Source organism: Micromonospora marincola, from assembly GCF_056150385.1.
Map to the genome: position 1 here is coordinate 24,143 of NZ_JAXCFT010000029.1, position 22,862 is coordinate 47,004.

The following is a 22,862-nucleotide window of genomic DNA, read 5'->3' on the forward strand; positions in this document are numbered from 1 at the left end:
ACCTGGCCTGGGAGACAAAAAGGCCTCCCGTGCACCCGGCAGAGCTCGCTTATCCTTGCTGCCTTCCGGCCCTGGGGAGGTTCACGAGATACCGCCGCACGGGAGGTGACGCCAAGCCTACCCGAAGCCGTGTGGATCTTCCGGGAGGGTGGGGTGGCCCACCGTCGCGGGACCTGTATCCTGGCTCGCGGAGGATTCGCCTAGAGGCCTAGGGCGCACGCTTGGAAAGCGTGTTGGGTTTACACCCTCACGAGTTCGAATCTCGTATCCTCCGCTCTCTTGAGCGGGAAAAACGACAGGGCCGGCCCCACCAGGGCCGGCCCTTCGCCGTTCGGTCAACCGCCGGTCGGCGTCGGCAGGTACTGACCGAGCAGGTTCGGCCCGATGATCTCCTCGGTCACCGCGCGCTGGCCCACGTAGCAGGTCCACCGCATCCCGGCGGCGTCCACGCCGACGCACCCGCCGGCGATCCGGCGCTGTTCGTCGACGAATGCCTCCTTGGTGCCGCTGAGGTCGAGGGGTCTGGGGGTCGGCGTGTACCCCAGCTTCTTCGCGGTGATCGGATTGGGGCGCGTGTCCACCTGCGGGGCACGGCTCAGGACGCAGTCGAAGACGACGTGGTCCGTCGTGGTGCAGGACGGGTCGGTGCCCTCGAAGATCACCGCGGCGCCGGGCATACCGCGGGCCACGGTCTCCCCGGTGAAATAGTTGACGGCGACGGCCGTACCGGCCCCGGCCGCGATCACCGCGCCGGTGATCGCCGCGACGAGCCCGACGCGCGAACCGGACCTGCGGTAGCGTCGCCGGCTCGCGCCGGCCGTGCCGATGCTGCGTGCGACGGCGTGTTCCAGTTCGTTACCGAGCCGGGCCAGGTCCGGGTGCGGTCGACTGGTCATGGGGGACTCCTTCTTCGATGGACGGGTCAGAGCGACCGGGTCGGGCGGAGCAGGGTGCGCAGGGAGGCGAGGCCACGGGACACGCGGATGCGGGCCGCGACCGGGGAGCAGTCCAGGGCGGCGCCGATCCGCTCGTACGGCTGCTCGTGCAGCACCCGCAGCTCGACCGCCGTCCGTTGGGTGGCCGGCAGCGCCGCGAGGGCCGCTTCCAGGTCGGCGTCCAGCCCGTCGAGCCAGCTCTGGTCCGGCTCCACGGCGGCGCGTTCCGCGCGGACCCGCAACCGGGTGCTGGCCTCGATGGCCAACCGGTGTTCGCGCACCGACCGCAGCAGCAGGTTGCGGGCGATGCCGAACAGCCAGGAACCCACCGATCCGGCGCGCTTGTCGTCGAACCGTCCCCGCGACTCCCATGCCTGGGCGAAGGTTTCCGCCGTCAGGTCCAGCGCCGTCTCGTGGTCGCCGGTCCGCCTGCGGAAGAAGCCGTGGATCGCCCGTGCGTGGCGTTCGTACAGTTCGCGGAAGGCCCGGGCGTCATGCCCGGACGATTCGAGTAACTCGACATCGGACCTCACCGGCACTCCGTTCCTTGTGCGTTCATAAGCTCGCGACCTCCAGTTGGCGATTGCCTGCCCTGGTTATGCCGAGAACCCCCGCCGGTGTTTCGCCCCCGGTGGTATCCGTGTGGTGACGACCTGATCGCAAGAAGGCCGGCCCCCGTTGCCGTACGCCCAGACCCCGGTCGCCATATGCGCCGCCCGTATACCCGGCAGCCACAGAGGCGGTTGAATGAGCCGATGACGTCGAGGCGAGCCGGTTGCGCACGCTGCGGGGCGAATCCGGCGGCGGACAACGTCTCGGGGCGGTGCGCCGCATGCCAACGCGCCGAGCGGGACCGGATCGTCGTCCCACCCGAGGTTCCGGTCACGTTCTGGTCCCTGACGCTGCCGCTGCCGACCGGATGAGGAGCGCCGACAATGGCCGTCATGGCCGACGAGCGTCCCCTGTACGAGCGAGATCCGGCAGCCTGGCAGGCCCACCTCGCCGAGGGCAACGCGCGGCAGCCCCGGAAACGGGTCGGCGTCGACGTGCTGCTGCGCAATGAGCGTGGCGAGGTCCTGCTGGTCGACCCGCGCTACAAGCCGGACTGGGACCTGCCGGGTGGTATGTCGGAGGCGAACGAGTCGCCCCACGCCACCGCCGAGCGGGAGCTTCGCGAGGAACTCGGCTTGGTTCTGCACGTCGGCCCGATGCTGGTGGTGGACTGGGTGGCCCCGCACGGCCCGTGGGACGACAGTCTGATGTTCGTCTTCGACGGGGGCGTGCTGCCCTCCCCGGTGCCACCGCGACCGGCGGACGACGAGTTGGCCGAGGCACGTTTCGTGGCGCTCGACGACGCGCGGGCGCTGCTGCGCCCGTACATCTGGCAGCGGTTGCGTCACGCGGCGGCTGCGCTCGCCGACGGACGTCCGAGATATCTCGTCGGCGGCGCCGCCGCCGCGTGAGGTCAGCCGCCGATGTGGCGGAGGACGGCCAGGACGCGGCGGTTGTCGCTGTCCGAGGCCGGCAGGCCGAGTTTCGCGAAGATGTTCGCCACATGCTTCTCGACGACTCCGGCGGTGATGACCAGGGCCGCCGCGATCCCGGCGTTCGATCGTCCCTCCGCCATCAGCGACAGCACCTCGCGTTCCCGCGGGGTCAGTGACGCCACCCCGGTCGTGTCCCGCCCGGCCCGCATCAGGTGGCCGACCACCTCCGGGTCCAGCGCGGTGCCGCCGGATGCCACCCGGGTCAGCGCGTCCACGAAGTCGGCGACGTCGGCCACCCGGTCCTTGAGCAGGTAGCCGACGCCTGTGGGCCGGTCGGCGAGCAGGCGGGTCGCGTAGCGGGTCTCCACGTACTGGGAGAAGACAAGCACGCCGACGCCGGGCTGGTCGCGCCGGATGTCGATGGCGGCGCGCAGCCCCTCGTCGGTGTGCGTCGGTGGCATCCGGATGTCGACGACCGCCACGTCCGGCACGATGTCGGCGACCGCGGTCCGCAGCGCGTCCGCGTCGGCCACCGCCGCGCACACCTCGAAACCGCGGTCGGTGAGCAGCCGGACCAGCCCTTCGCGCATCATCGCGGCGTCCTCCGCGATCACCACCCGCATGTCGTCGTCTCCGTTCACACGTGTGTGGGCAGTTCGATCTCGACCCGGGTCGGACCGCCGGCCGGGCTGTGCACGCGCATCCGGCCGTCCACGACGGCGATGCGGCGGGCCAGGCCGGAGAGGCCGGGGCCGTCCGGGTACGCGCCGCCGACGCCGTCGTCGGTGACGGTGAGCGTCAGGCCGTCGCCGGATCCGCCGACGTCGAGCCCGACCCGGGTCGCCCGGCTGTGCTTGGCCGCGTTCGCGAGCAGTTCGGCGGCGCAGAAGTAGGCGATGGTCTCGATCGCGGGCGCCGGGCGGGCGGGCAGCTCGACTGTCACCGCGACCGGGACGGCGCTGCTCGTGGCGAGCGTCGCCAACGCGTCACCGAGACCGTTGTCGAGGACCGGCGGGTGGATGCCGCGCACCAGGTCGCGCAGGTCGGCGAGGGCGTCCTTCGCGCCCCGGTGGGCGAGCGCGACCAGTTCCCGGGCCTGCGCGAGGTCCGGTGGCGGGCCGTCCGCGCCGAGCTTCTCGGTCGCCATGCCGAGGTTCATCGCAAGCGTGGCCAGCCGGATCTGCGCGCCGTCGTGCAGGTCCCGTTCCAGCCGGCGCATCATGGTGGCCGCGTCGTCGATCGCGCGGGCGCGGCTGACCTGGAGTTCGCGTACCCTCTCGGCGAGCCGGCGCGGGCCGAGCAGCCGCCGCATCGCGGCCACGTCCGCTGTCGTACCGGCCCGCGTCAACCATGGCGCGACAAGCAGCATGGCCAGGCCGGCCGCGGCGATGAGGAACGTGCCGGCGAACGTCCGGGCGCCGATCGCGCCGAACGGCGTCAGCGCCCACACCGGGCCGAGGCGGGTGCCGGGCGGGTGGTTGCGGAACAGCGGCCACCACAGCGGGTAGCTCAGGTTGACCGGGCCGAGCACGTAGCAGAAGACGCCGTACCCCTGCGGGATGGCCAGGGGCACCTTGAGCAGGCCGTATCCGACGGCACGCCAGCCGGGCCCGTCGGCGACCAGGGCGCCGAGCCGCTTCGAGGGCCGGGGTGGCGGTGCGTCCACACGCACGCCGAGCAGCCGGTACGCGAGCCGGCGGTGCGCCGCGCCCGTCGCGCGCCCGATCGGGGCGGCCAGCACGACCAGGAGCGCGACGGTGAGCGGGAAGAGCACCAGGAAGATCGGCGCGACGGCCGGCGCGGGCTGCCGGGACATGCCCCCGGTCGCCCAGAGGATGAACGCGCCCAGGGCCGGCAAGAGCGCCGGCACGGCCAGGATCGCCCCCGCGCTGAGCACGCCGACCAGGCAGAACACCGCCCGGCGCAGGGCCGGCCCGGTGAACGGGGCGCGCAGCGCGGTCATCAGCCCATTGTCGCCGCTCACGCGTCGCGCCGGCGGAGCAGTACGCCGCCGCACAGAAGCACCACCGCCGCGTACCCGCACATCAGCAGCACGCTCACCCAGCCGGCGAACAGCCCGGGTATCGGCGCGGTCACCGCGACCGAGTTGAGCAGCATCAGCAGCGGGACGAAGCGGCCGACGGCGATTCCGCTCTCGCCGAACAGACCGATCACGATCGTCGGGACGAACATCAGCGCGAACAGCGTGCCGATCGCGGCGCCGGAGTGTCGTACGACAGTCCCGATGCCCACCCCGATCAGCGCGGTGGCGGCCAGGTATCCACCGGTCAGCAGCACCGCGCGGAGGATCTCCGGGTCCGTGAGGGAGGCGGCCGGGATGGCGGTGCCGCGGATCGCGAGCTGTCCACCCAGGTAGCCGGCGAAGCTCGCGGCCAGGCCGGCGGCGAGGGCCGCGCCCCCGCACACGGCGGCCTTCGCGACCAGGACGGTACGACGTCGCGGGACGGCGGCGAACGTCGAGCGGATCATCCCGGTGCCGTATTCGCCTGTCACCGCGAGGACGCCGAGCGCGCCGAGGAGCAGTTGGGCCAGGATGGCGCCGCCGAGGCTGTTGTCGAGGATCTGGGCGGCGGTGGCGGTCGGGGTGTGCGACCGGTAGCCGAGTCCCACGCCGACCCCGGCCGCCGCCATCGACACCACCGTCACGCCCGCCAGCCACCACGTCGACCGGACGCTGCCCAGCTTGACCAGCTCCATCCGGGCCGCGTGCCGGAATCCGTACCTGTTCATGACACTCCCGTCGCGCGATGGTCGGTGACCGGTGAGGTGAGCCGGAGGAAGGCGTCCTCCAGGTTGTCGTGGCCGGCCGCGAGTTCGGCGACTGTCGTCTCGGCCAGCAGCCGGCCACGACCGATGACCACCAGCCGGTCCGCGGTCAGCGCCATCTCGGCGATCAGGTGGCTGGACACGAACACGGTCCGGCCTTCGGCGGCGAGCCCGCGCAGCAGGTCCCGGATCCAGCGGATGCCCTCCGGGTCCAGCCCGTTGACCGGCTCGTCGAGCAGGAGGACGCCCGGGTCGCCGAGCAGGGCCACCGCGACGCCGAGCCGTTGGCGCATGCCGAGCGAGTAGGTGCCGGCGCGCCGGGTCGCCGCGTCGGCAAGCCCGACGACGCGCAGCACCCGCTCGACCCGGGCGGCGGGGATGTCGTTGCTCGCGGCCAGGGCCATCAGGTGTGCGCGCCCGCTGCGGCCGGGATGGAACGCCCCGGTGTCGAGAAGCGCGCCGACGGTCCGCAACGGCCAGGCCAGGTCCGGGTACCGGACGCCGTCGACAAGCGCCTCGCCGTGGTCCGGGGCGTCCAGGCCGAGAATCATGCGCATCGTCGTCGACTTGCCGGATCCGTTCGGGCCGAGGAAGCCGGTCACCGTGCCCGGCTGGACCCGGACACTCAGGCCGTCGACGGCGACCCGGCCCCCGTAGCGTTTGGTCAGCTCACGTAGTTCGATCACACAATCGACGCTAGGCAGCGCCGCCGACGGTCGGAAGCCGGAAACCATCCGGCTCCGGCCGGGGGTTTTCCACCACACCCGTCGTACACATGTTCTATCCACAGCCTGTGGACGCACCTGGGGGATCGGATGAGTTACCAGCTCAGCGCCTTGGTCGCGGACGTCGAGCTGCTCCGCGAGCAGACCGCCGACCTGGACCACGCGGTGCTTGCCGCGCTCCGGCAGGACTTCGCGTTGCTGCCGGTCACCCCGCAGCTCGTGGCGGAGCTGACCGGTGCGCCGCCGGACTTCGCCACCGACGAGCCGTGCGCCGTACGTCCGTTCCGGCTCGTCCTCGCCCCGCCGCTGGCGGAGCTGCTGGCCCGCTGGTCGAGGAGCGGGCCGGTGGCCTACCTGGAGGCGGAGTTCGCCGGCGGGCTCGGCCACCAGGCGGCGGTGGTGTGGCTGGGCGGCGAGGTGAGCTGGGGGCCACGTCACGACGGCGCGCTGGACCGGCCGCGCGCCGAGTGGCCGATCAACGCGGCGCTGGCCCGGCTGGGGGTCGAGCCGGGCGCGTGGATCGACCCGTTCGCCGAGCTGGGCCTGCACCTGGAACGCGACACGGACGGTTGGCTGGCGCACGGCCGGCGGGGGCTGTCCGCCGACTACTGGGACGAGCTGGCCGACGAATGGGAATCGCGCCAATCCGGCCCGCACCAGCAACCTCTTCGCCCCGGCCCCGTTGGGGACTGGGGGATTACATGAAATTACGACAATTCGGTTTTATAGCCGCACTGCTGGTCGCCGCTTCCGCCGCCGGGAGCGGCGTCCGTCCACAGGAGCCGAACGTGGCGGCCCGACCGGTCGGCGCCGCCGAGGTGGTAAGCCTGAACGGCCTGCGCAACGCGGAGTTCGGCGCCACCGAGGACGACCTGACCCGGCGTGGCCTGCTGCGCACCGACGAGGACGCCTGCGGGCCCACGCTTGCCGGCCACGGCTCGGTCAGCCCGATCTTCGTCGACGACCGGCTCGTCCTGCTCTGGCTCGACGACCCGATGACCACGCCGGAGGGCATCGGCGCCGGCACGCCGGTCGCCGAGGTGCGCGCCGCGTACCCCGGCGCCGCCGCGCTGCCGGCGCCGCCCGGCAGCCACCGCTTCGCCGGGCTGCTGGCCCGCGACGGCGACCGCGGATACCTGTTCCTGCACGACGGCGTCACCGTCCGAAAAATCATCGCCGGGTACGCGGACTGGGCCCGCCGCCTCTTCGACGAGGGCTACGGCCCCTGCTGACCGACAGATCCCGCGATCCGGTGTGACCGACACGACACCTCGACCAGTCCTTGAGGGAGAGAACGTCATCGGCCACCAGGAGCGAACCGTGGATCAGAACCTGCACGTGCTCTTCGAACGGGCACTCGACACCGAACCCGTGCCCCCGACCGGGGACCTGGCGCGGGAGGCCATGACCGGCGGGGCCGCGCTGCAGCGCAGACGTGGCCTGCTCGCGGGAGGCACGGCGGCCGGCTTCGTCGCGATCGCCGCCGCGCTGGTCGCGTTGAACCTGCACCCGACGTCGAGAGAACCGGAGCCGGCGCCACCGGTCATGGCCGCCTGGGCACTGATGCCTTCCACGGCGACCACCTGCGACCGGCAACGCGAGACGGTCGATGTCGGCGTCTTCCTGCGGCCGGACGCCACCGAGCAACAACGCCTCGACCTGGGCGAAGCACTCCGGGCGGACCCGCGCGTGCGGAGCGTGACGTTCCAGAGCCGCGACGAGGCGTACGCCAGATTCAAGGAGCGGTACAAGGACAGCCCGGATCTGGTCAACGCGGTCGCCGTCGAGCAGATACCCGATGCCTTCCAGGTCAGACTGGTGCGGGCGGCGGACCTCTCCCCGCTCGTGGCGACCTTCTCCGACGTGAGCGGCGTCGACCAGGTCATGGGCACTCCGTGCCTTCACCCGAAGTCCGGGGAGGGCGAGTGACGAGCGGGCAGATCGACGTGTGCGCCGCGCCGCCCGGCGAACGCCAGCCCGGCCCGCTGGCCCGGTGGGGTGTCGCCCGGCGGCGTGAGCGCAGCACGCGGGACGAGGACTTCAGCGCGTTCGTCGCGGCGACCGCGTCTCGGCTCAGGCGCACCGCCTACCTGATGTGCCGGGACTGGCATCTCGCCCAGGACCTGACCCAGATCACGTTCGCCAGGATGTACGCCTCGTGGGGTCGGATCCGGCGGACCGCGAACCTCGACGCATACAGCCGCCGGGTGCTCATGAACGCCGTCTTCGACCAGCGGCGCCGGCGCAGCCACACCGAGATCGTCTGCGCCGAGCCGCCCGAACGGCCGGAGCCGGCGACGACAACGGATCTGCACGTGGCGTTGATGACCGCGCTTGCGACGCTGCCCGTCCGGGACCAGGCGATCGTGGTGCTGCGACACTGGGAGGACCAGAGCGTCGCTGCCGTCGCCAAGATCCTCGGCATCTCCGTCTCGGCGGTCAAGATGCGCGACGCGCGGGCGCTGGCCCGGATCCGCGCGCTGCTCGGCGAGGACTTCGCCGGGAGCTGACCACCCTGGAACGCGGAACGCCCGGTGTGATCCTCACGGGTCACACCGGGCGTTCTTGCTGTTCACGAGCGGTGGCGGCGGGATTTGAACCCGCGGAGGGCGTAAACCCTCACACGCTTTCGAGGCGTGCTCCTTAGGCCACTCGGACACGCCACCGCCGACGAGGGTACAGGACCACCGGTACGGACGCCGAGCCGGTATCCCGTCGGCCGGCCTGGCAGGATCTTTGTCATGAGTACGCACATCGGCGCTGAGCCGGGAGAGATCGCCGAGCGGGTCCTGATGCCGGGCGACCCGCTGCGGGCCAAGTGGATCGCGGAGACCTACCTCGAGGAGGCCCGCTGCTACACGACGGTGCGCGGCATGCTGGGCTTCACCGGTCGGTGGAACGGCGTCGACGTCTCCGTCCAGGGTTCCGGCATGGGCATGCCGTCCGCCTCCATCTACGCCCACGAGCTGATCAACGACTACGGCGTGAAGGCGCTGATCCGGGTCGGCTCCTGCGGCGCCCTGACCGAGGATCTGCAACTGCGGGACGTGGTGGCCGCGATCGGCTCGTCCACCGACTCGAACATGAACCGGATGCGCTTCGACGGGTTGATCGACTACGCGCCGGTGGCCGACTTCGGGCTGCTGCGTACCTCGGTCGAGGTGGCCGAGCGGCGCGGCATCAGCATGCGGGTCGGCCCGATCCTGGCCGCGGACGCCTTCTACACCGACCGGCCGGACCTCTACGACACGCTCGCCGACTACGGCGTGCTGGCGGTGGAGATGGAGTCGGCGGCGCTTTACACCATCGCGGCCCGGTTCAAGGCCCGCGCGCTGACCATCCTGACCGTCAGCGACCACATCAAGACGGCCGAGAAGACCACGTCGCAGGAGCGTGAGCAGACCTTCGGCCAGATGGTCGAGATCGCCCTCGACACCATCATCGCCTGACCCGCCGGCCCCTTCCACCCGCCCCCGTCACCGCCCCGGTGCCGGGGGCGGCGGCTTGTTAAGCGGGGGCCCCGCCTCTACCGAATGCGTTAAGCGGGGCCCCCGCCTTACCTGAAGAACGCGCGCAACAACGCTGCGCTCTCCGGCGCGAGGACGCCCCCGTACACCTCGGGGCGGTGCGGGAGGCGGCGGTCGCGCAACACGTCCCAGAGCGAGCCGACCGCGCCGGTCTTCGGCTCCCACGCCCCGAACACCACTGTCGGTACGCGGGCCAGCGCGATCGCCCCGGCGCACATGGTGCACGGCTCCAGCGTCACCACGAGCGTGCAGCCGTCCAGCCGCCACCGGCCCAGCCGCTGGGCGGCGCGACGCAGCGCCAGCACCTCGGCGTGCGCGGTGGGATCACCGGTCAACTCCCGCTCGTTGCGTCCGATCGCCAGTTCGGCGCCGTCGGGTCCGTAGAGCACCGCCCCGACCGGCACGTCGTCGACGCCCTCGGCGGGCGGCCCGCCGTCCGGGCCGGTCACCGCGACCTGAAGGGCCCGGCGCATCCACAGCTCGTGCCGCTGCCGGCGGCCCACCGTGCCCGGGTCGGCCAGCCCCTCGTCGGCGCCGGGGCCGGGACGCGACGTCCCCATGGTCTCCAGCGCCGGGTCGGTGGCGTCGGCCGGCTCCGCGGCGCCGGGCGTCACGTACTCGCCGGGCTCAGACCTCACGCAACTCCTCGACCTCGTCCGCGCAGCCGAGCACCTGGCAGATCTCGGCGGTCACGTCGGCCGGCATGTTGCCGTCGTGCGCGCAGAGCGCGAGCAGCTTCTGCGCCGAGATGCCCAGGTCGGCGAGGAGGTCCGCGTCGCCCACCGGGTCGGCCTCCGGGTCCACGGCCGGCTGCTCCTCGGTCTCGTCGTCGCCGGACGGGCGCGGCTCGTCGACCTCCTCCAGGCCGGTGACCGAGGTCTTCAGGTCGCCCACAAGCAACGCGCCGAGCCGGGACTCCTCCGCGTATCCCGAGTCGGAGCCGAACACGCGCAGGTCCTCGCCCTCGTCCAGGCGCAGGACCACCAGGTAGGTGTCGTCCGCCTCGACGAACAGCAGCGAGATGTCCGCGTCCGGCTCGACGTCGCGCAGCCGGTCGGCCACCTCCTCGATGTCGGTGACGCCCCGCAGGCTCACCTCGCCGGCGGTCCAGCCGCCGTCGACGCGCGCCACGGCAGCAGCGAAGTACGACACGGTCCCCCCAAATTGGCCTCGGCGGCACGCCGACATGTCACGCGATGCACGTTAACCGGTCGGGTCGGCGGGCGACCGGTCAACGCCCCGTAAGGGGCCGGCCGTTCCTGGAGAAAGCCGGTCAGCCGGCGACGCGCCGGCGGGTGGCGATCAGTTGGCGCAGGCGCGCGCTGTGTGCCCGCTGCGGCCGTTCGCGCTGCTGAACCGCTCGGGCACCGGCCAACTCGGCGAGGAGTTGAAGGCGGCGGCGGCTCCGATCGGGGTCGAGCCGCGGCGGTGTGGTCCAGGCCATACGGGGAGCGTGAACCGTCACCGCCCGTACGTCAAGATGGTCTTCGCTACGCAGCGAAACCGGCACCCAAGGTCACCAGAGCGGCCAGTCGCCGGTCTGCGCCCACCGCACGGCGACGACCGCCGCGGCGATGCTCCAGGCGCCGGCGGTGACGATCGCCACCCCGGTGGCGACCCCGCGGTCGCCGTGTCGGACCAGCACCGCGGACGCCGCCCAGGCCAGCCCGCCGGCCAGCAGCGTCCACCAGGCGTATCCGGCCACGTCGCGGCCGACCAGCCCGAACAGCAGCAGCCAGGCGAACGTGGCCACCGCGCCGATCGCGACGCCCGCGCCGGTGACCGGGTACGGCTCGCGGTAGCTGGGCCGCGTCGACCCGCCGGACGGGAAGAGGCCCGACGGGGTACGCGGTGGCGGGTGGAACACCGCCGGGCCGGGCCGCTCGGATCCGCCGTGCCACCCGTTCGTCACCCCTGCTCCCTCCCCCGGACCACGCCCGCGAAATCACGCACAGTGACACCCCGTCGTGGGCGGGTCTCGGCGTTCGTCCCTACGGTAGTGGTCTGCCAGGATGATCGGATGCGCTCGCCATCGATCGGACGCCGCGCGCGTCCGGCGTACCCGGTCCTGCTGCTCGTCGCGGCGCTCGCCGCCGGGTGCGACCGGCCCGCCGCGCCCGCCGACGCGTGGCAGGACCCGAGCCCGATGGTGACCGCGGCGCAGCCCGCGGCGCCGACGGCCAGCCCGGCCCCGTCCGTCGTCTCGTCCGCCGCGCCGACCCCGACGCCGTCCCGCGCGGTGACGCGGCGGGTCTTCCCGGTCCGGGCCGGCAACGTCGACTACCACCCGACGCACGGCGGCTATCCGGGCACCGACCTGTTCGCCGACTGCGGCGAGCCGGTGGTGGCGGTCACCGACGGGGTGGTCCTCGAGGTGAGCCGGGTGGACCGGTTCGACAAGCGCGGGCCGCTCGGCCCGAACAACGGCGGGCTCTCGGTCTCGCTGCTCGGCGACGACGGGGTGCGCTACTACGGCTCCCACCTGAGCGCGATCACCGCGGGCGTGGATGCCGGGGTACGCGTCCGTGCCGGGCAGCAGCTCGGCAAGGTGGGCCACACGGGCAACGCGAACAACGTGTGCCACCTGCACTTCGGGCTGTCCCCGAAGTGCGCCGGCCACGACGACTGGTGGATCCGCCGGGGCGTGGTATGGCCGGCGCCCTACCTGAACTCCTGGCGCAAGGGCGGCAACCGCTCCCCGGTCGCCGAGGTCACCGCCTGGCAGCGCAAGCACGGCTGCCCGAAGTCGCCGGGCCGCTCCGGCGCGGGCGGGTGACCCGACGCGCGTTCCGCAGGCGCACGGCGGGCGGCCGGAGCGCGTAGGTTCCAGGGCATGACTGCCCGGGATCCCATCGCCGACCTGCGCCGGATCGCGTTCCTGTTGGAGCGGGCCAACGAGGCCACCTACCGGGTGCGGGCGTTCCGGTCGGCGGCGAACGCGCTCGGCGCGCTGCCGACCGGCGAGGTGGCCGAGCGGGCCCGCACCGGGAAGCTGACCGAGCTGGCCGGCGTCGGTGATGTCACCGCCCGTTGCGTGGCCGAGTCGTTCGCCGGCGAGGAGCCGGTCTACCTGCGACGGCTGCTGGCCACCGAGGGCACCGACCTGGACGAGGAGGCGGCGAAGCTGCGCGACGCGCTGCGCGGCGACTGCCACAGCCACTCGGACTGGTCCGACGGCGGCTCACCGATCGAGGAGATGGCGCTGGCCGCGGTCGAGCTGGGCCACGAATACCTGGTGCTCACCGACCACTCGCCCCGGCTCAAGGTGGCCCGGGGTCTCACCGGGGACCGGCTGCGCCGGCAACTCGACCACGTGGCGGCGGTCAACGAGGCGCTGCCTGCGGGCTTCCGCATCCTCACCGGCATCGAGGTGGACATCCTCGCCGACGGCTCGCTTGACCAGACCGACGACCTGCTGGCCCGGCTGGACGTGGTGGTCGGCTCGGTGCACAGCGGCCTCGGCGACGACCGGGCGAAGATGACCCGCCGGATGCTCACCGCGGTCGCCAACCCGCACCTGGACATCCTGGGCCACTGCACCGGCCGGATGGTGTCGTCCCGGCCGGCCGGCGTGACCGGCCCGGGTGATCGCGGGCATCGGGCGCGTACCCGCAAGGAGAGCGACTTCGACCCGGACGCCGTCTTCGGGGCGTGCGCGGAGCACGACGTGGCCGTCGAGATCAACTCCCGGCCGGAGCGGCAGGACCCGCCGAAGCGGCTGATCCGCCGCGCCCTGGAGGCCGGCTGCCGGTTCGCCATCGACACCGACGCGCACGCACCCGGGCAGCTCGACTGGCAGCGCTTCGGCTGCGAGCGGGCGGCGCGCTGCGGCGTACCGGCGGACCGGGTGGTCAACACCTGGACCGCCGACCGCCTGGTGAGGTGGGCGGCGGGCCGGGGCTGAGCGGTCAGCGCCGGGCCGCTGGCTCGACCTCCCGGACGGCGTCCGGGACCGGCATCGGCGCCGGCCGACGCCGGCCGAACAGCCCCTGCGCGACCGCCACGCCGACAAGCACGACGAACGCGCCCACCGGCTGGTGCCAGTTCATCCGTTCGCCGAGGACCACGGCGCCGACGAGCACCGCGAAGACCGGGATCAGGTAGGTCACTGTGGACGCCGTGCTGGCGCCGGCCAGCCGGATGTTCCGCATGTTGATCACGAAGGCCAGCCCGGTGCCGAGCGCGCCGAGCGCGAGCACGCTTGCCACCACCCGCGGCGAGAGGCCGGTCGGCACCGGCGGGGCGCCGGCCACGAACGGTGCGACAAGCGCGAGCTGCGCGGTCGCCACGAGCAGTTGTGCCGCCGACAGCGACAGGCCGGAGTATGAGCTGCCGGCGATGAACTTCTTCTGGTAGGGAATCGCCAGCCCGTAGCAGGCCGCCGCGCCGAGGCACATGAGCTGGCCGGTGAAGTGGGCGCCGCCGACGCCCTCCCAGACACCGAGCACCACGAGCACGCCGGCGAAGCCCAACGCCAGGCCGACCGCCCGCCGTGCGGTCAGCCGTTCGGTGCGGAACACAAGTACCGCCATCGGCAGCACGATAAGCGGCGTGGTGGCGTTCCAGATGCCGGCGAGCATGGACTCGACCCGCTGCTCGCCGAAGCCGAACAGGGTGAACGGCAGCGCGACCCCGAACGCGGCCACCACCAGCAGGTGGGCCCAGATCCGGGGCTCACGGGGCAGCCGGTCGCGCAGCGCGGCCAGCACCACCAGCAGCGTGGCCGCGCCGGTGGCCACCCGGTAGAGGGTGAGGTGCACGGGGTGCAGCTCGCTCACCCCCACCTTGATGAAGAGGAAGCTGGAACCCCAGATCGCGGCGAGTGCGACGAACCCGGGCAGCCAACTGCGCAGCGATGCCCGGTCAGGAGTGGTCTCGGCGCTCACCCCTGACACTCTGCCCCTCGGGTACGACGTTGTCGCGCGAAATTCCGCACGTGGTGTCGACCGCCACAGCAACCGAGTTGCTGCCCTGAACACGGCGAACACGGTCGACACCGGGGCCACCCGGTCACGTAGGGTCGCCCCGTGGGACGAATCGATGACCTCGCCAACCGATACGTGGCCCAGTGGGCTCCGCTGAGCCCGACCGGCGCCACCTACGTCGGCATCGCCGGCTACGACGACCAGCTCGACGACCTCTCCCCAGACGGCTACGCCGCCCGCGCCGAACTGACCCGGCGCACGCTCGGCGAACTCGACGTCATCGAGCCGGAGAGCGAGTCGGAACGGATCGCCCAGGAAGCGATGCAGGAACGCCTCGGCCTGGAACTCGCCCGGTACGACGCGGGTGAGATCACAAGCGAGGTCAACGTGATCGCCAGCGGGCTGCACGAGCTTCGGATGGTCTTCGACCTGATGCCGACCGACGGCGAGGAGGCGAAGGCCAACGTGGCCACCCGGCTCAACCGCTTCGCGTCGGCGCTCGACGGCTACAAGCGCACGCTCCGCGAGGCCGCCGCGGCCGGCCGGGTCAGCTCACAGGTGCAGTTGGTCGAGGTCGCCAAGCAGTGCGACGTCTGGGTCGACCCGGACGGCGACAACTTCTTCCACGGCCTGGTGGAGCGGCTCGACTCCGACGGCGCGCTCGGCGCCGAGCTGCGCAAGGGCGCCGCCGCCGCGACCGCGGCCACCGCCGAGTTCGGGCACTTCCTCCGCACCGAGCTGGCCCCCGAGGGACGGCAGAAGCAGGCCGCCGGCCGGGAGCGCTACGAACTGGCCTCGCAGTACTTCCTCGGCGCGAAGGTCGACCTGGACGAGACGTACGCCTGGGGTTTCGCGGAGTTGGCCCGTCTGGAGGCCGACATGCGGACGGTGGCCGGGCGGATCGCCGGCCCCGGCGCCACGATCGACGACGCGGTCCGCGCGCTCGACGCCGACCCGGCACGGACCATCCGGGGCAAGGAGGCGTTCCGCGACTGGATGCAGGCGCTTGCCGACAACGCGATAAGCGAGCTGGCCGGCACCCACTTCGACATCCCGGAGCAGATCCGCCGGATCGAGTGTCGTCTCGCGCCGACGAGCGACGGCGCCATCTACTACACCGGGCCGAGCGAGGACTTCTCCCGGCCGGGGCGGATGTGGTGGGCGGTGCCGCAGGGCATCACCGAGTTCTCCACCTGGCGTGAGGTGACCACCGTCTACCACGAGGGCGTGCCGGGTCATCACCTCCAGGTCGCCCAGACCGCCGTCCGGGCCGACCTGCTCAACCGCTGGCAGCGGCTGCTCTGCTGGGTGTCCGGGCACGGCGAGGGCTGGGCGCTCTACGCCGAGCGGCTGATGGACGAGCTGGGCTACCTGGCCGACCCGGGCGACCGGCTCGGCATGCTCGACGGGCAGGCGCTGCGGGCCGCTCGGGTGATCGTCGACATCGGCATGCACCTGGAGTTGGAGATCCCGAAGGACAACCCGTTCGGTTTCCACCCGGGCGAGCGCTGGACACCGGAGCTGGGCTGGGAGTTCATGCGGGCCCACTGCCGGGTGCCGGACGAGAACCTGCGCTTCGAGTTGAACCGCTACCTGGGGTGGCCGGGGCAGGCCCCCTCGTACAAGGTGGGCGAGCGGATCTGGTTGCAGGCCCGCGAGGAGGCGAAGGCCCGCAAGGGCGCCGACTTCGACCTGAAGGAGTTCCACCGCCAGGCGCTCGACCTGGGTGCGCTGGGGCTCGACCCGCTGCGCCGGGCGCTGGCCCGTATCTGAGTTCCCCCGAACGCGACGGCCGGGGTCGGAGGAACCTCCGACCCCGGCCGTTTCGTCGCGCGATCAGGCCAGGTCGACCCGGAGCTTCGGCGTGGCGGTGAGCGTCTTCGAGTGCTCGTAGGCAAGCGTGATCACCGGGTCGTCGAAGCTGAGCGGAATCGGCGAGGTGACCGGGATGCCGTCCGGGAACGGCAGGTCCGGGGTCAGGGTGATCTTGATGCCGAGCACGTGCCCGACGAACCGGGTGGCGTAGAACGCGACGTCGCCCTCCACGGTGAGCTTGTCGGTGACGTACCGCTGCTCCTTGCCCGCCGGGCCGCTGGCCCGCAGCATGAAGTCGTTGGTCACCGCCTTGTCCATGGTGAACTTCAGGCACTTGAGCGTGCCCCGGTAGGTGGGCAGGTCGATGACGCCCTCGAAGCGCAGCCCGGTCATCGTGACCTTGGAGCCGGTGAGCAGGGAGGGCGGGTCGGCGACGAGGGGCAGGTCGGGGTCGGCGGCCAGCTTGGGCAGCGGCTTGCCCTCCTCGACCGGCTTGGGCTTGGTCGGGGTCGGGTCGGCGTCGCCGCAGTCGGCGTCCGGCTTCGCCGGGGTCGACGGCTTCGCGCTGCCGCCGGGCTTCGGCGTGGCGCTTCCGCTCGCGGCGGCGGCGGCCGAGGGCGAGGGTGACGGGTCGGCCTTGTCCTTCCCACCGGTGAACAGGCCGGTGATGCCGTCGACAATGTCGGTCAGCAGGTTGCCGTCGGAGTCCTCCTCCGGCTCGGCCGGGGCGGTGGCGCTCGGGCTGGCCGACGGCGACGCCGAGGCGGTCTTCGAGGGGGTCGGCTTCGGCGCCGGTGCCGACGCGGTCGGGCAGGCCGCCGGCGCGGCGACCGCCGGCCGCTGGTCGCGGACCGTGAGCAACCCGGCGGCGGTGACCGCGAGGACGAGCAGGATCGCGTACGCCCGGGGCGGGTGACCCGGGCCGCGCGGGGTGTCCGCGGGCGGCGTATCGACGGCCGGTTCCGCGGGCGCGGCCTCGCGCAGCGGGTTGCGCGGCGCGGGCAGCGTGTCGGTGAGGACTCCGGTGGTGTCGTCCTCCCGCTGCCGGGGCAGCAGTTCGTCGACCAGGGCCGGCTCCGGCTCGTCGTCGACCGGCTCCGCCGCCGGCTCGTCGACCGGCTCCGACGGCGTCGCCGGGGTGTTCGCCTTCTTGCTCGGCACCCAGGCGAAGCCGAGCGCGCTGCCGACCATGCCGAGCAGCAGGCCGATGAAGAAGCCGCCGAGGTTGACCCCGATCAGCGAGTAGAGCGCGGTGATCGCCGCGACCACCGCGTAGAACATCCGCTGGGGCGGGCTGAACCACAGCAGCATGCCGCAGGCCACCAGGATGGTCGGGATGAGCCAGGACAGGAAGCCGGTGGGCCCCATCTGGAACGAGAGGCCGTTCAAACTCATCTGGGTGGTGCCGAAGATCTCCAGGCCGGCCAGGGCGGTGAAGAGTCCACCCCAGAACGGCCGCTCCCGGCGCCACCGGCGGAAGCCACGCCACGCCTGGCCGAGCCGACCGGGCCGGGCCTGCCGCGTTTCGGCGGTTGTCACGTACTCCTCCTGGCGGTGCTGACGGGTTGAGACATGGTCGAGGCCCGCGGAGGGCGCCCTCCGCGGGCCTCGCCATCAGATCAGAAGCACTCCTTGGCGTCCTTGCCCACGTTGACCTTCAGCTTCAGGCCGTTGAGGGTGAAGACGCCGGCGCTCGTCGAACGCGCCACCTGCTTGAGCCCCTTGATGGTCACCGTGTCGGCGCTCTGCCCGAACGAGCCCGGCTGACCCTTCTTCGGGTTGAGGTCGTTCGCGTCGCGGCCGATCTGGATGTTCTCGAACGTGGCGTCACCCTCGAGCGAGTCCATGTCGATCAGCAGGTTGGTCGCGGTGGCCGGCTTGCCGCCGCCACCGGCGTTGATGGTGAGCACGATCGGCACGCCCGGGAGGCTGGCGTTCACCGACTGGCAGAGGTCGTAGAGCTTGGCGTCGGCGATCTCGGAGACGGCCACCGGGTGCTGGCTGCCGTTCTTCTCCTCGACCAGGCCGCCGTACTGCTTGAAGCCGTTGCCCTCAAGCGTCGAGGCGCCGACCTTGAAGGTCTGTCCCGACACCGCGAACGAGGCCGCGATGGCGCCGTTGGCCATGCCCAGCACGATGCCGCCGGCCACGACGGTCGCCGGCACCATCATCGCGGCGAAACGCCGCCAGCGGGTGCCACCACTCATCTGGTCACTCACAAAGTCCTCCTCGACGGGGGTGCGTCACCGGACGCGGGTCGCGACGCGGGACGGGAAAGCTGCGGGGCGGCGCGGGAAGCCGTTGTGCCGAACGGGGCGCGCGGTCGCGGATTGGATGTTCTCGCGAAGCGACAGACCTCACAAGGCCTTGCTACTCGCGGGTAACACACCTGTGGTATCAAGATCGTTTGTGGTTACCAACGGTTAACCTCGGGACGACACGGCGACCAGGGCAAACCCGCACTATTACGACAGGATGGCGGGGAGGTTTCACCAGCGGTAGCCGTCGCACCCAAACGTCTCAGTTTGATAACGCCACGCTGGCAAGGCGCTGGGCGTGAGGAGACGATCACCCGTCCGGTCAGGCCCGGCCGCCGACCGGCGGCGGGTCAGGTCCGTGCGTCCAACCACGACCGCAGCAGGTGGCGGTCGATGGAGTCGACCCGGCCGAGGGGACGCCCAGCGGCCACCCGGGCGCGCAGCTCCGCCCGGGTGAACCAACGCGCCTCCACGACTTCCTCGCCGTCAACCCGGACCCGCGTCGACGCCGCCGTCGCCCGGAAGCCGACCATCAGCCCAGCGGGAAACGGCCACGCCTGCGAGCCCTGGTAGGTCACCTCACCCACGGCCACCCCGGCCTCCTCGCCGACCTCCCGCCGGACCGCGTCCTCCAGGCTCTCGCCGATCTCCACGAACCCGGCAAGCGTCGACCAGGAATCCTCCGCCGCGCCCCGATGCCGGGCCAGCAGGCAACGCTCCGGCTCACCGGGCGCCTCGACGAGCATGATGACCGCCGGCTCGATCCGCGGGAACAACAACCGGCCACAGCCCGCGCCGGCGCAGGAGCGGGTGTGCCCGCCCAACCCGGCCACCGTCGCCGCACCGCAACCACCGCAGAACCGCTGGCCGCGATGCCAGTGCAACAACCCCTTCGCGTACGCCAGGACGGCCGACTCGGCCGCGCCCAGCTCGCCCACGAGCGCCCGGACGTCCACCGCCCCGACCGCGCCGGCCAGCTCGCACGCCTCGACCTCGGCCCGGCCGGAGAGGTCGGCGGCGAACACCGCCCGCCCCTCGTCCAGCCCGAGGAAGACCGCCTCGTCCGCACCGGCGAGCAGCCCGGCCGCGGCCACCACCGCCGGTCGCACCGGCGCCCGTTCCGCGTCGACGAGGCATCGATCACGCCACAGCGGCAGCACCACGCTCGCCGGATCGGCCCGCCGCTCCGCGAGCCACCCCGGGTCACCGCGCAGCGCCGCCGCCCGGTCCAACCATCCGCCGCCGTACGCCAACACCCGCCCACCGTGTCACGATCAGCACCGCAACGGGGACCCGAAACGGGTGATAGGTGCGACACCGGCGCCCACCCGACACGACCGCCCGGCCGGAGACTCCCGACCGGCCCGAGCGTTGGTTACCGTAGGTGTCTCCCGCGGGGGAAGCGGTCCCCGCACACGCACTTCCGATCGAGGTTGAGTGACGATGCACGGCGAGAAGATGCCGGCTGCCGACGACCGGCCCACCGTCAAGGTAGCGGCGGTGAGCTGGCCCGGAGTCGAGCTGGAGCCGGTCGCCACACCGCCCGCCGACGGCGGCGGGCCGACGCGCTCCCGGCGCGCCCGGCTGCTGATGGCCGGCGGGCTCACCGCCGCCCTGCTCGCGGGCGGCATCGGCGTCGGCGCCTACGCGTACGCCGGTGACGTCCCCCGCGGCACCACCGTGCTCGGCACCGAGCTGGGCGGCCGGAGCCGGGCGGATGCCGCCCGGGCGCTCCGCACCGAGCTGGAGCGCCGGGCCGACGCGCTGAACGCCCCGATCCCGGTCACGGTCGGCGAGAAGAAGGCCGAGGTGAAACCGGCCGACGTCGGGCTCGCCATCGACGTGGAGGCCACCGTGTCGGCCGCCGCCGACGCCGACGCGCACGCGGTGAGCCGACTTGTCGGCTCGCGCACCGTCGAGCCGGTGGTGACTGTCGACGCCGACCGGCTTAACGCCGCCCTGCGCCAGGTCATGGGTGACCAGGGCCGCGAGATGACCATGCCGACCATCATCTGGACCGGCACCACGCCGAAGCCGGTCTATCCGAAGCCGGCGCTGACCGTGGACCCGGCCGGCACCACGCAGGCGGTCACCTCCGCGTGGCTCGCCGCCCGGCCGGTCACCGTGCCGCTTGTGGAGAAGTGGCCGGCGACCAGCCGCGAGGAGGTGGACCGGCTCGTCACCGAGCTGGCCCGGCCGGCCGTCGCCGCGCCCGTCACGCTCACCACCGGCGGTGGCTCGGTCACCATCCCACCCGCCGCCATCGCCCGGTCGCTGCGCTTCTCGACCGACGACGCCGGCAAGGTCACCCCGCGCGTCGACGTCAAGCGGCTGCGCACCGCGCTCGGCGACAAGCTGACGAAGCTTGAGGTGGAGCCGCGCGACGCCGGGCTGACCATCAGCGGCGGCAAGCCGAAGGCGGTCCCCAGCCGCGCCGGCCGCCAGGTCGACGCCGCCGCGCTCGGCCCGGCGCTGCTGGCGGTGCTGCCCAAGACGGGCGATCGCACGGTGACCGCCGAGCTCAAGCCGGCCGCCCCCGAACTGACCGAGGCCAAGCTGGCCGAGCTGGGCATCAAGGAGAGGGTCTCCACCTTCACCACCCGGTTCACCGGTGGCCTCTCCTCCCCCCGCAGCCAGAACATCGTCCAGGCGGCCAAGGACGTGGACGGCACGATCGTGCGGCCCGGCGAGACCTTCTCGCTCAACGCCCACACCGGCGAGCGCGGCTACGACCAGGGCTACCAGGACGCGCCCACGATCGTCGGCGGCAAGCTGGTGCCGGGCGTGGGCGGCGGCGTCTCGCAGTTCACCACCACGCTGTTCAACGCCACCTACTACGCCGGGATGGAGGACGTCGAGCACAAGCCGCACTCGTTCTACTTCAGCCGCTACCCGGCCGTGATCGAGTCGACCATCTACTGGCCGCAGCTCGACTTCAAGTTCCGCAACAACACCCCGCACGGCGTCCTCATCGACACCTCGTACACGGCCAGCTCGATCACCGTGTCGATATGGAGCACCAAGATCTACGACAGTGTCAAGACCGAGTACGGTCCCCGCCGCAACGTCACCCAGCCGAAGACCGTCTACCTGAAGCCGGGCCCGAGCTGCATCTCCGCGGCCGGCGGCATCGGATTCGCCCAGGACGCGTTCCGGGTGATCAAGAAGGACGGCAAGGTGGTCAAGCGGGAGAAGTTCAGCTGGCGCTACGACGCCGAGCCACGCTTCATCTGCGCCCCGGACCCCGGCGCCTGACCCCGGACAGGGGAGAAGTCCCCGCCAGGCGGGGACTTCTCCCCTGATCGTCGCTCGGTGCGCGACCCGCTCAGGGTCGCGCCGCGGCCAGTCCCTCCCGCACGCCGTCCGCGTCACGGTCGGTGCCGTAGACAGGCGTGTCGGGCTGCTGCCGCCAACTCTCGTCAAGCGTGCCGGCGTCGACCGCGTCGAAGCCCAGCTCGTCCACGAGCCCCATGACGACCCGCTTGGCGTCCGCGTCGTCACCGGCCACCGGCAGGGCGATCCGGCCCGCCGAGCCCACCGGCTTGCCCTCGTCCATCAGATGCGCGGCCTGGATGTTGTTGAAGGCCTTCACCACCCGGGCGCCCTTGAGGTGGTCGGCCGTCCACCGGCTGGAGCTGAGACTCCGGTCCAGCAGCTCGGCGACGTCGCCGTCCCGCTGCGGGTAGTAGTTGTTCGCGTCGACGACAAGCTTGCCGTCGAAGACAGCCGCGGGGAGCTGCGGCACCGCCTTCAGCGGGATCGCGACGACCACCAGCTCCGCGCCCTGGACCGTCTCCTCCAGACCGGCAGCCCGGGCGCCGGTCTCCGTGGTGAGGTCGGTCAGGCTCTGCGGACCGCGGGAGTTGGTTACCACGACGTCATGGCCGAGTGAACTCAGGCGACGGGTGAGGGTGCCCCCGATGTGCCCCGACCCGATGATTCCGATCTCCATGACCACTCCTGTACCCCGGCAGGTCCGTCCCGATCACGAACCTGCCGTACGCCATGTCACGTTTCCGAAACCGCCAGGCCGGCGGAGGACGCGCCGGGCGGTCCCGGCTCGACGGTACGAGACGCAGCGGCCCGCCGTGGTGATTCCCGCCGAACGCAGTTCAGGGCCACCCCGGAGGGTGGCCCTGAACTGTGAATGTTTGTCCGGCGGTGTCCTACTCTCCCACACCCTCCCGAGTGCAGTACCATCGGCGCTGGAGGGCTTAGCTTCCGGGTTCGGAATGTGACCGGGCGTTTCCCCTCCGCCATGACCGCCGTAACTCTATGAACATATCAACCAACCCCACAAGCTCCCCTGCGGGTGGTGTTTGTTCAGAGTTGCACAGTGGACGCGTAGCAGCTTGGTAGTCAAGTCCTCGGCCTATTAGTACCGGTCAACTGAACCCGTTACC

General features: G+C 72.2%; 25 protein-coding genes, 2 tRNA genes, 1 rRNA gene and 1 other RNA gene. 11 read left to right on the plus strand and 18 right to left on the minus strand.

The annotated features are described in order from the left end of the window. Nucleotides 1–18 precede the first annotated feature (18 nt). Nucleotides 19–108: signal recognition particle sRNA small type (gene ffs / locus SM450_RS30050), an RNA gene on the minus strand. An 81-nt stretch (nt 109–189) separates the two neighbouring features. Between ffs and SM450_RS30055 the strand changes: the two genes are divergently transcribed. After that, nucleotides 190–274 (plus strand) — tRNA-Ser (locus SM450_RS30055). A gap of 61 nt (nt 275–335) precedes the next feature. Here SM450_RS30055 and SM450_RS30060 read toward each other — a convergent pair. Further along, complete coding sequence (locus SM450_RS30060; protein WP_474623157.1) at nt 336–896, minus strand: hypothetical protein; 561 nt, start codon at nt 894–896, stop codon at nt 336–338. Between the two features lie 26 nt (nt 897–922). Continuing rightward, nucleotides 923–1,468, minus strand: a complete 546-nt coding sequence (locus tag SM450_RS30065; RefSeq protein ID WP_474623158.1) for an RNA polymerase sigma factor — start codon at nt 1,466–1,468, stop codon at nt 923–925. A 411-nt stretch (nt 1,469–1,879) separates the two neighbouring features. On the opposite strand from SM450_RS30065, the gene SM450_RS30070 reads away from it, so the two are divergent. Next, nucleotides 1,880–2,398 (plus strand): NUDIX domain-containing protein, encoded by a 519-nt coding sequence (locus SM450_RS30070; protein WP_474623159.1) that lies wholly within the window; start codon nt 1,880–1,882, stop codon nt 2,396–2,398. Between the two features lie 2 nt (nt 2,399–2,400). On the opposite strand, the gene SM450_RS30075 is transcribed toward SM450_RS30070, so the two are convergent. Genes SM450_RS30075 through SM450_RS30090 form a run of 4 tightly spaced genes read right to left on the minus strand, consistent with a single transcriptional unit; the run spans nt 2,401 to nt 5,895 of the window. Further along, on the minus strand, nt 2,401–3,045 hold the full coding sequence (locus tag SM450_RS30075; RefSeq protein WP_474623160.1) for a LuxR C-terminal-related transcriptional regulator: 645 nt from the start codon (nt 3,043–3,045) through the stop codon (nt 2,401–2,403). A gap of 14 nt (nt 3,046–3,059) precedes the next feature. Then, complete coding sequence (locus SM450_RS30080) at nt 3,060–4,385, minus strand: sensor histidine kinase (RefSeq protein WP_474623161.1); 1,326 nt, start codon at nt 4,383–4,385, stop codon at nt 3,060–3,062. 17 nt (nt 4,386–4,402) lie between these two features. Further along, nucleotides 4,403–5,173 (minus strand): ABC transporter permease subunit, encoded by a 771-nt coding sequence (locus SM450_RS30085; protein WP_474623162.1) that lies wholly within the window; start codon nt 5,171–5,173, stop codon nt 4,403–4,405. Continuing rightward, complete coding sequence (locus tag SM450_RS30090) at nt 5,170–5,895, minus strand: ABC transporter ATP-binding protein (protein ID WP_474623163.1); 726 nt, start codon at nt 5,893–5,895, stop codon at nt 5,170–5,172. Before SM450_RS30090 ends, SM450_RS30085 begins: the two co-directional genes overlap by 4 nt. A gap of 129 nt (nt 5,896–6,024) precedes the next feature. Between SM450_RS30090 and SM450_RS30095 the strand changes: the two genes are divergently transcribed. The 4 genes from SM450_RS30095 to SM450_RS30110 all read left to right on the plus strand — a co-directional run bounded on the left by SM450_RS30095 (nt 6,025) and on the right by SM450_RS30110 (nt 8,444). Then, nucleotides 6,025–6,639: a hypothetical protein gene (locus SM450_RS30095; RefSeq protein WP_474623164.1), complete on the plus strand. Its 615-nt coding sequence runs from the start codon at nt 6,025–6,027 to the stop codon at nt 6,637–6,639. A 32-nt stretch (nt 6,640–6,671) separates the two neighbouring features. Next, complete coding sequence (locus tag SM450_RS30100; protein ID WP_474623179.1) at nt 6,672–7,166, plus strand: hypothetical protein; 495 nt, start codon at nt 6,672–6,674, stop codon at nt 7,164–7,166. An 88-nt stretch (nt 7,167–7,254) separates the two neighbouring features. Continuing rightward, a complete protein-coding gene (locus SM450_RS30105) occupies nt 7,255–7,863 on the plus strand; it encodes a permease-like cell division protein FtsX (protein ID WP_474623165.1) in 609 nt (202 codons plus the stop codon). Continuing rightward, a complete protein-coding gene (locus SM450_RS30110) occupies nt 7,860–8,444 on the plus strand; it encodes a SigE family RNA polymerase sigma factor (protein ID WP_474623166.1) in 585 nt (194 codons plus the stop codon). Before SM450_RS30105 ends, SM450_RS30110 begins: the two co-directional genes overlap by 4 nt. Before the next feature lie 69 nt (nt 8,445–8,513). On the opposite strand, the gene SM450_RS30115 is transcribed toward SM450_RS30110, so the two are convergent. After that, nucleotides 8,514–8,600, minus strand: a tRNA-Ser gene (locus SM450_RS30115). Nucleotides 8,601–8,675: 75 nt separating this feature from the next. On the opposite strand from SM450_RS30115, the gene deoD reads away from it, so the two are divergent. Then, nucleotides 8,676–9,383: a purine-nucleoside phosphorylase gene (gene deoD, locus SM450_RS30120; RefSeq protein ID WP_474623167.1), complete on the plus strand. Its 708-nt coding sequence runs from the start codon at nt 8,676–8,678 to the stop codon at nt 9,381–9,383. A 107-nt stretch (nt 9,384–9,490) separates the two neighbouring features. Here the strand turns inward: deoD and SM450_RS30125 are convergent, their stop codons facing one another. The 4 genes from SM450_RS30125 to SM450_RS30140 all read right to left on the minus strand — a co-directional run bounded on the left by SM450_RS30125 (nt 9,491) and on the right by SM450_RS30140 (nt 11,373). Continuing rightward, nucleotides 9,491–10,021, minus strand: a complete 531-nt coding sequence (locus SM450_RS30125) for a nucleoside deaminase (RefSeq protein WP_474623180.1) — start codon at nt 10,019–10,021, stop codon at nt 9,491–9,493. A 67-nt stretch (nt 10,022–10,088) separates the two neighbouring features. Further along, nucleotides 10,089–10,613: a tRNA adenosine deaminase-associated protein gene (locus SM450_RS30130; RefSeq protein ID WP_474623168.1), complete on the minus strand. Its 525-nt coding sequence runs from the start codon at nt 10,611–10,613 to the stop codon at nt 10,089–10,091. Nucleotides 10,614–10,734: 121 nt separating this feature from the next. Then, on the minus strand, nt 10,735–10,905 hold the full coding sequence (locus SM450_RS30135; RefSeq protein ID WP_474623169.1) for a hypothetical protein: 171 nt from the start codon (nt 10,903–10,905) through the stop codon (nt 10,735–10,737). 72 nt (nt 10,906–10,977) lie between these two features. Further along, the gene (locus SM450_RS30140; RefSeq protein ID WP_474623170.1) at nt 10,978–11,373 is read right to left on the minus strand and encodes a hypothetical protein; all 396 of its coding nucleotides are present in this window, start codon (nt 11,371–11,373) and stop codon (nt 10,978–10,980) included. Nucleotides 11,374–11,481: 108 nt separating this feature from the next. Here SM450_RS30140 and SM450_RS30145 point away from each other — a divergent pair, with 108 nt between their 5' ends. After that, a complete protein-coding gene (locus SM450_RS30145; protein ID WP_474623171.1) occupies nt 11,482–12,237 on the plus strand; it encodes a M23 family metallopeptidase in 756 nt (251 codons plus the stop codon). Nucleotides 12,238–12,294: 57 nt separating this feature from the next. Next, nucleotides 12,295–13,365 (plus strand): PHP domain-containing protein, encoded by a 1,071-nt coding sequence (locus SM450_RS30150; protein ID WP_474623172.1) that lies wholly within the window; start codon nt 12,295–12,297, stop codon nt 13,363–13,365. A gap of 4 nt (nt 13,366–13,369) precedes the next feature. Here the strand turns inward: SM450_RS30150 and SM450_RS30155 are convergent, their stop codons facing one another. Next, on the minus strand, nt 13,370–14,347 hold the full coding sequence (locus SM450_RS30155; protein WP_474623173.1) for a DMT family transporter: 978 nt from the start codon (nt 14,345–14,347) through the stop codon (nt 13,370–13,372). A 141-nt stretch (nt 14,348–14,488) separates the two neighbouring features. Between SM450_RS30155 and SM450_RS30160 the strand changes: the two genes are divergently transcribed. Next, the gene (locus SM450_RS30160; RefSeq protein ID WP_474623174.1) at nt 14,489–16,159 is read left to right on the plus strand and encodes a DUF885 domain-containing protein; all 1,671 of its coding nucleotides are present in this window, start codon (nt 14,489–14,491) and stop codon (nt 16,157–16,159) included. Nucleotides 16,160–16,222: 63 nt separating this feature from the next. On the opposite strand, the gene SM450_RS30165 is transcribed toward SM450_RS30160, so the two are convergent. The 3 genes from SM450_RS30165 to nudC form a co-directional block, all read right to left on the minus strand. After that, nucleotides 16,223–17,740 (minus strand): DUF6114 domain-containing protein, encoded by a 1,518-nt coding sequence (locus tag SM450_RS30165; protein WP_474623175.1) that lies wholly within the window; start codon nt 17,738–17,740, stop codon nt 16,223–16,225. 80 nt (nt 17,741–17,820) lie between these two features. Then, nucleotides 17,821–18,408, minus strand: a complete 588-nt coding sequence (locus SM450_RS30170) for a DUF6230 family protein (protein ID WP_474623181.1) — start codon at nt 18,406–18,408, stop codon at nt 17,821–17,823. Nucleotides 18,409–18,809: 401 nt separating this feature from the next. Further along, the gene (gene nudC / locus SM450_RS30175; protein WP_474623176.1) at nt 18,810–19,715 is read right to left on the minus strand and encodes an NAD(+) diphosphatase; all 906 of its coding nucleotides are present in this window, start codon (nt 19,713–19,715) and stop codon (nt 18,810–18,812) included. Nucleotides 19,716–19,902: 187 nt separating this feature from the next. Between nudC and SM450_RS30180 the strand changes: the two genes are divergently transcribed. After that, the gene (locus SM450_RS30180) at nt 19,903–21,714 is read left to right on the plus strand and encodes a VanW family protein (protein WP_474623177.1); all 1,812 of its coding nucleotides are present in this window, start codon (nt 19,903–19,905) and stop codon (nt 21,712–21,714) included. Nucleotides 21,715–21,784: 70 nt separating this feature from the next. Here the strand turns inward: SM450_RS30180 and SM450_RS30185 are convergent, their stop codons facing one another. After that, the gene (locus SM450_RS30185; RefSeq protein ID WP_474623178.1) at nt 21,785–22,411 is read right to left on the minus strand and encodes an NADPH-dependent F420 reductase; all 627 of its coding nucleotides are present in this window, start codon (nt 22,409–22,411) and stop codon (nt 21,785–21,787) included. A gap of 201 nt (nt 22,412–22,612) precedes the next feature. Beyond that, a 5S ribosomal RNA gene (gene rrf, locus SM450_RS30190) occupies nt 22,613–22,729 on the minus strand. Nucleotides 22,730–22,862 lie beyond the last annotated feature (133 nt).

Bases quoted from the DNA above. Each gene is read 5' to 3' on its own strand.
- SM450_RS30060 (WP_474623157.1), bottom strand. From the start codon at position 896: ATGACCAGTCGACCGCACCCGGACCTGGCCCGGCTCGGTAACGAACTG.
- SM450_RS30070 (WP_474623159.1), top strand. From the start codon at position 1,880: ATGGCCGACGAGCGTCCCCTGTACGAGCGAGATCCGGCAGCCTGGCAG.
- SM450_RS30075 (WP_474623160.1), bottom strand. From the start codon at position 3,045: ATGCGGGTGGTGATCGCGGAGGACGCCGCGATGATGCGCGAAGGGCTG.
- SM450_RS30080 (WP_474623161.1), bottom strand. From the start codon at position 4,385: ATGACCGCGCTGCGCGCCCCGTTCACCGGGCCGGCCCTGCGCCGGGCG.
- SM450_RS30085 (WP_474623162.1), bottom strand. From the start codon at position 5,173: ATGAACAGGTACGGATTCCGGCACGCGGCCCGGATGGAGCTGGTCAAG.
- SM450_RS30095 (WP_474623164.1), top strand. From the start codon at position 6,025: ATGAGTTACCAGCTCAGCGCCTTGGTCGCGGACGTCGAGCTGCTCCGC.
- deoD (WP_474623167.1), top strand. From the start codon at position 8,676: ATGAGTACGCACATCGGCGCTGAGCCGGGAGAGATCGCCGAGCGGGTC.
- SM450_RS30125 (WP_474623180.1), bottom strand. From the start codon at position 10,021: ATGGGGACGTCGCGTCCCGGCCCCGGCGCCGACGAGGGGCTGGCCGAC.
- SM450_RS30135 (WP_474623169.1), bottom strand. From the start codon at position 10,905: ATGGCCTGGACCACACCGCCGCGGCTCGACCCCGATCGGAGCCGCCGC.
- SM450_RS30145 (WP_474623171.1), top strand. From the start codon at position 11,482: ATGCGCTCGCCATCGATCGGACGCCGCGCGCGTCCGGCGTACCCGGTC.
- SM450_RS30150 (WP_474623172.1), top strand. From the start codon at position 12,295: ATGACTGCCCGGGATCCCATCGCCGACCTGCGCCGGATCGCGTTCCTG.
- SM450_RS30170 (WP_474623181.1), bottom strand. From the start codon at position 18,408: ATGAGTGGTGGCACCCGCTGGCGGCGTTTCGCCGCGATGATGGTGCCG.
- SM450_RS30180 (WP_474623177.1), top strand. From the start codon at position 19,903: ATGCACGGCGAGAAGATGCCGGCTGCCGACGACCGGCCCACCGTCAAG.
- SM450_RS30185 (WP_474623178.1), bottom strand. From the start codon at position 22,411: ATGGAGATCGGAATCATCGGGTCGGGGCACATCGGGGGCACCCTCACC.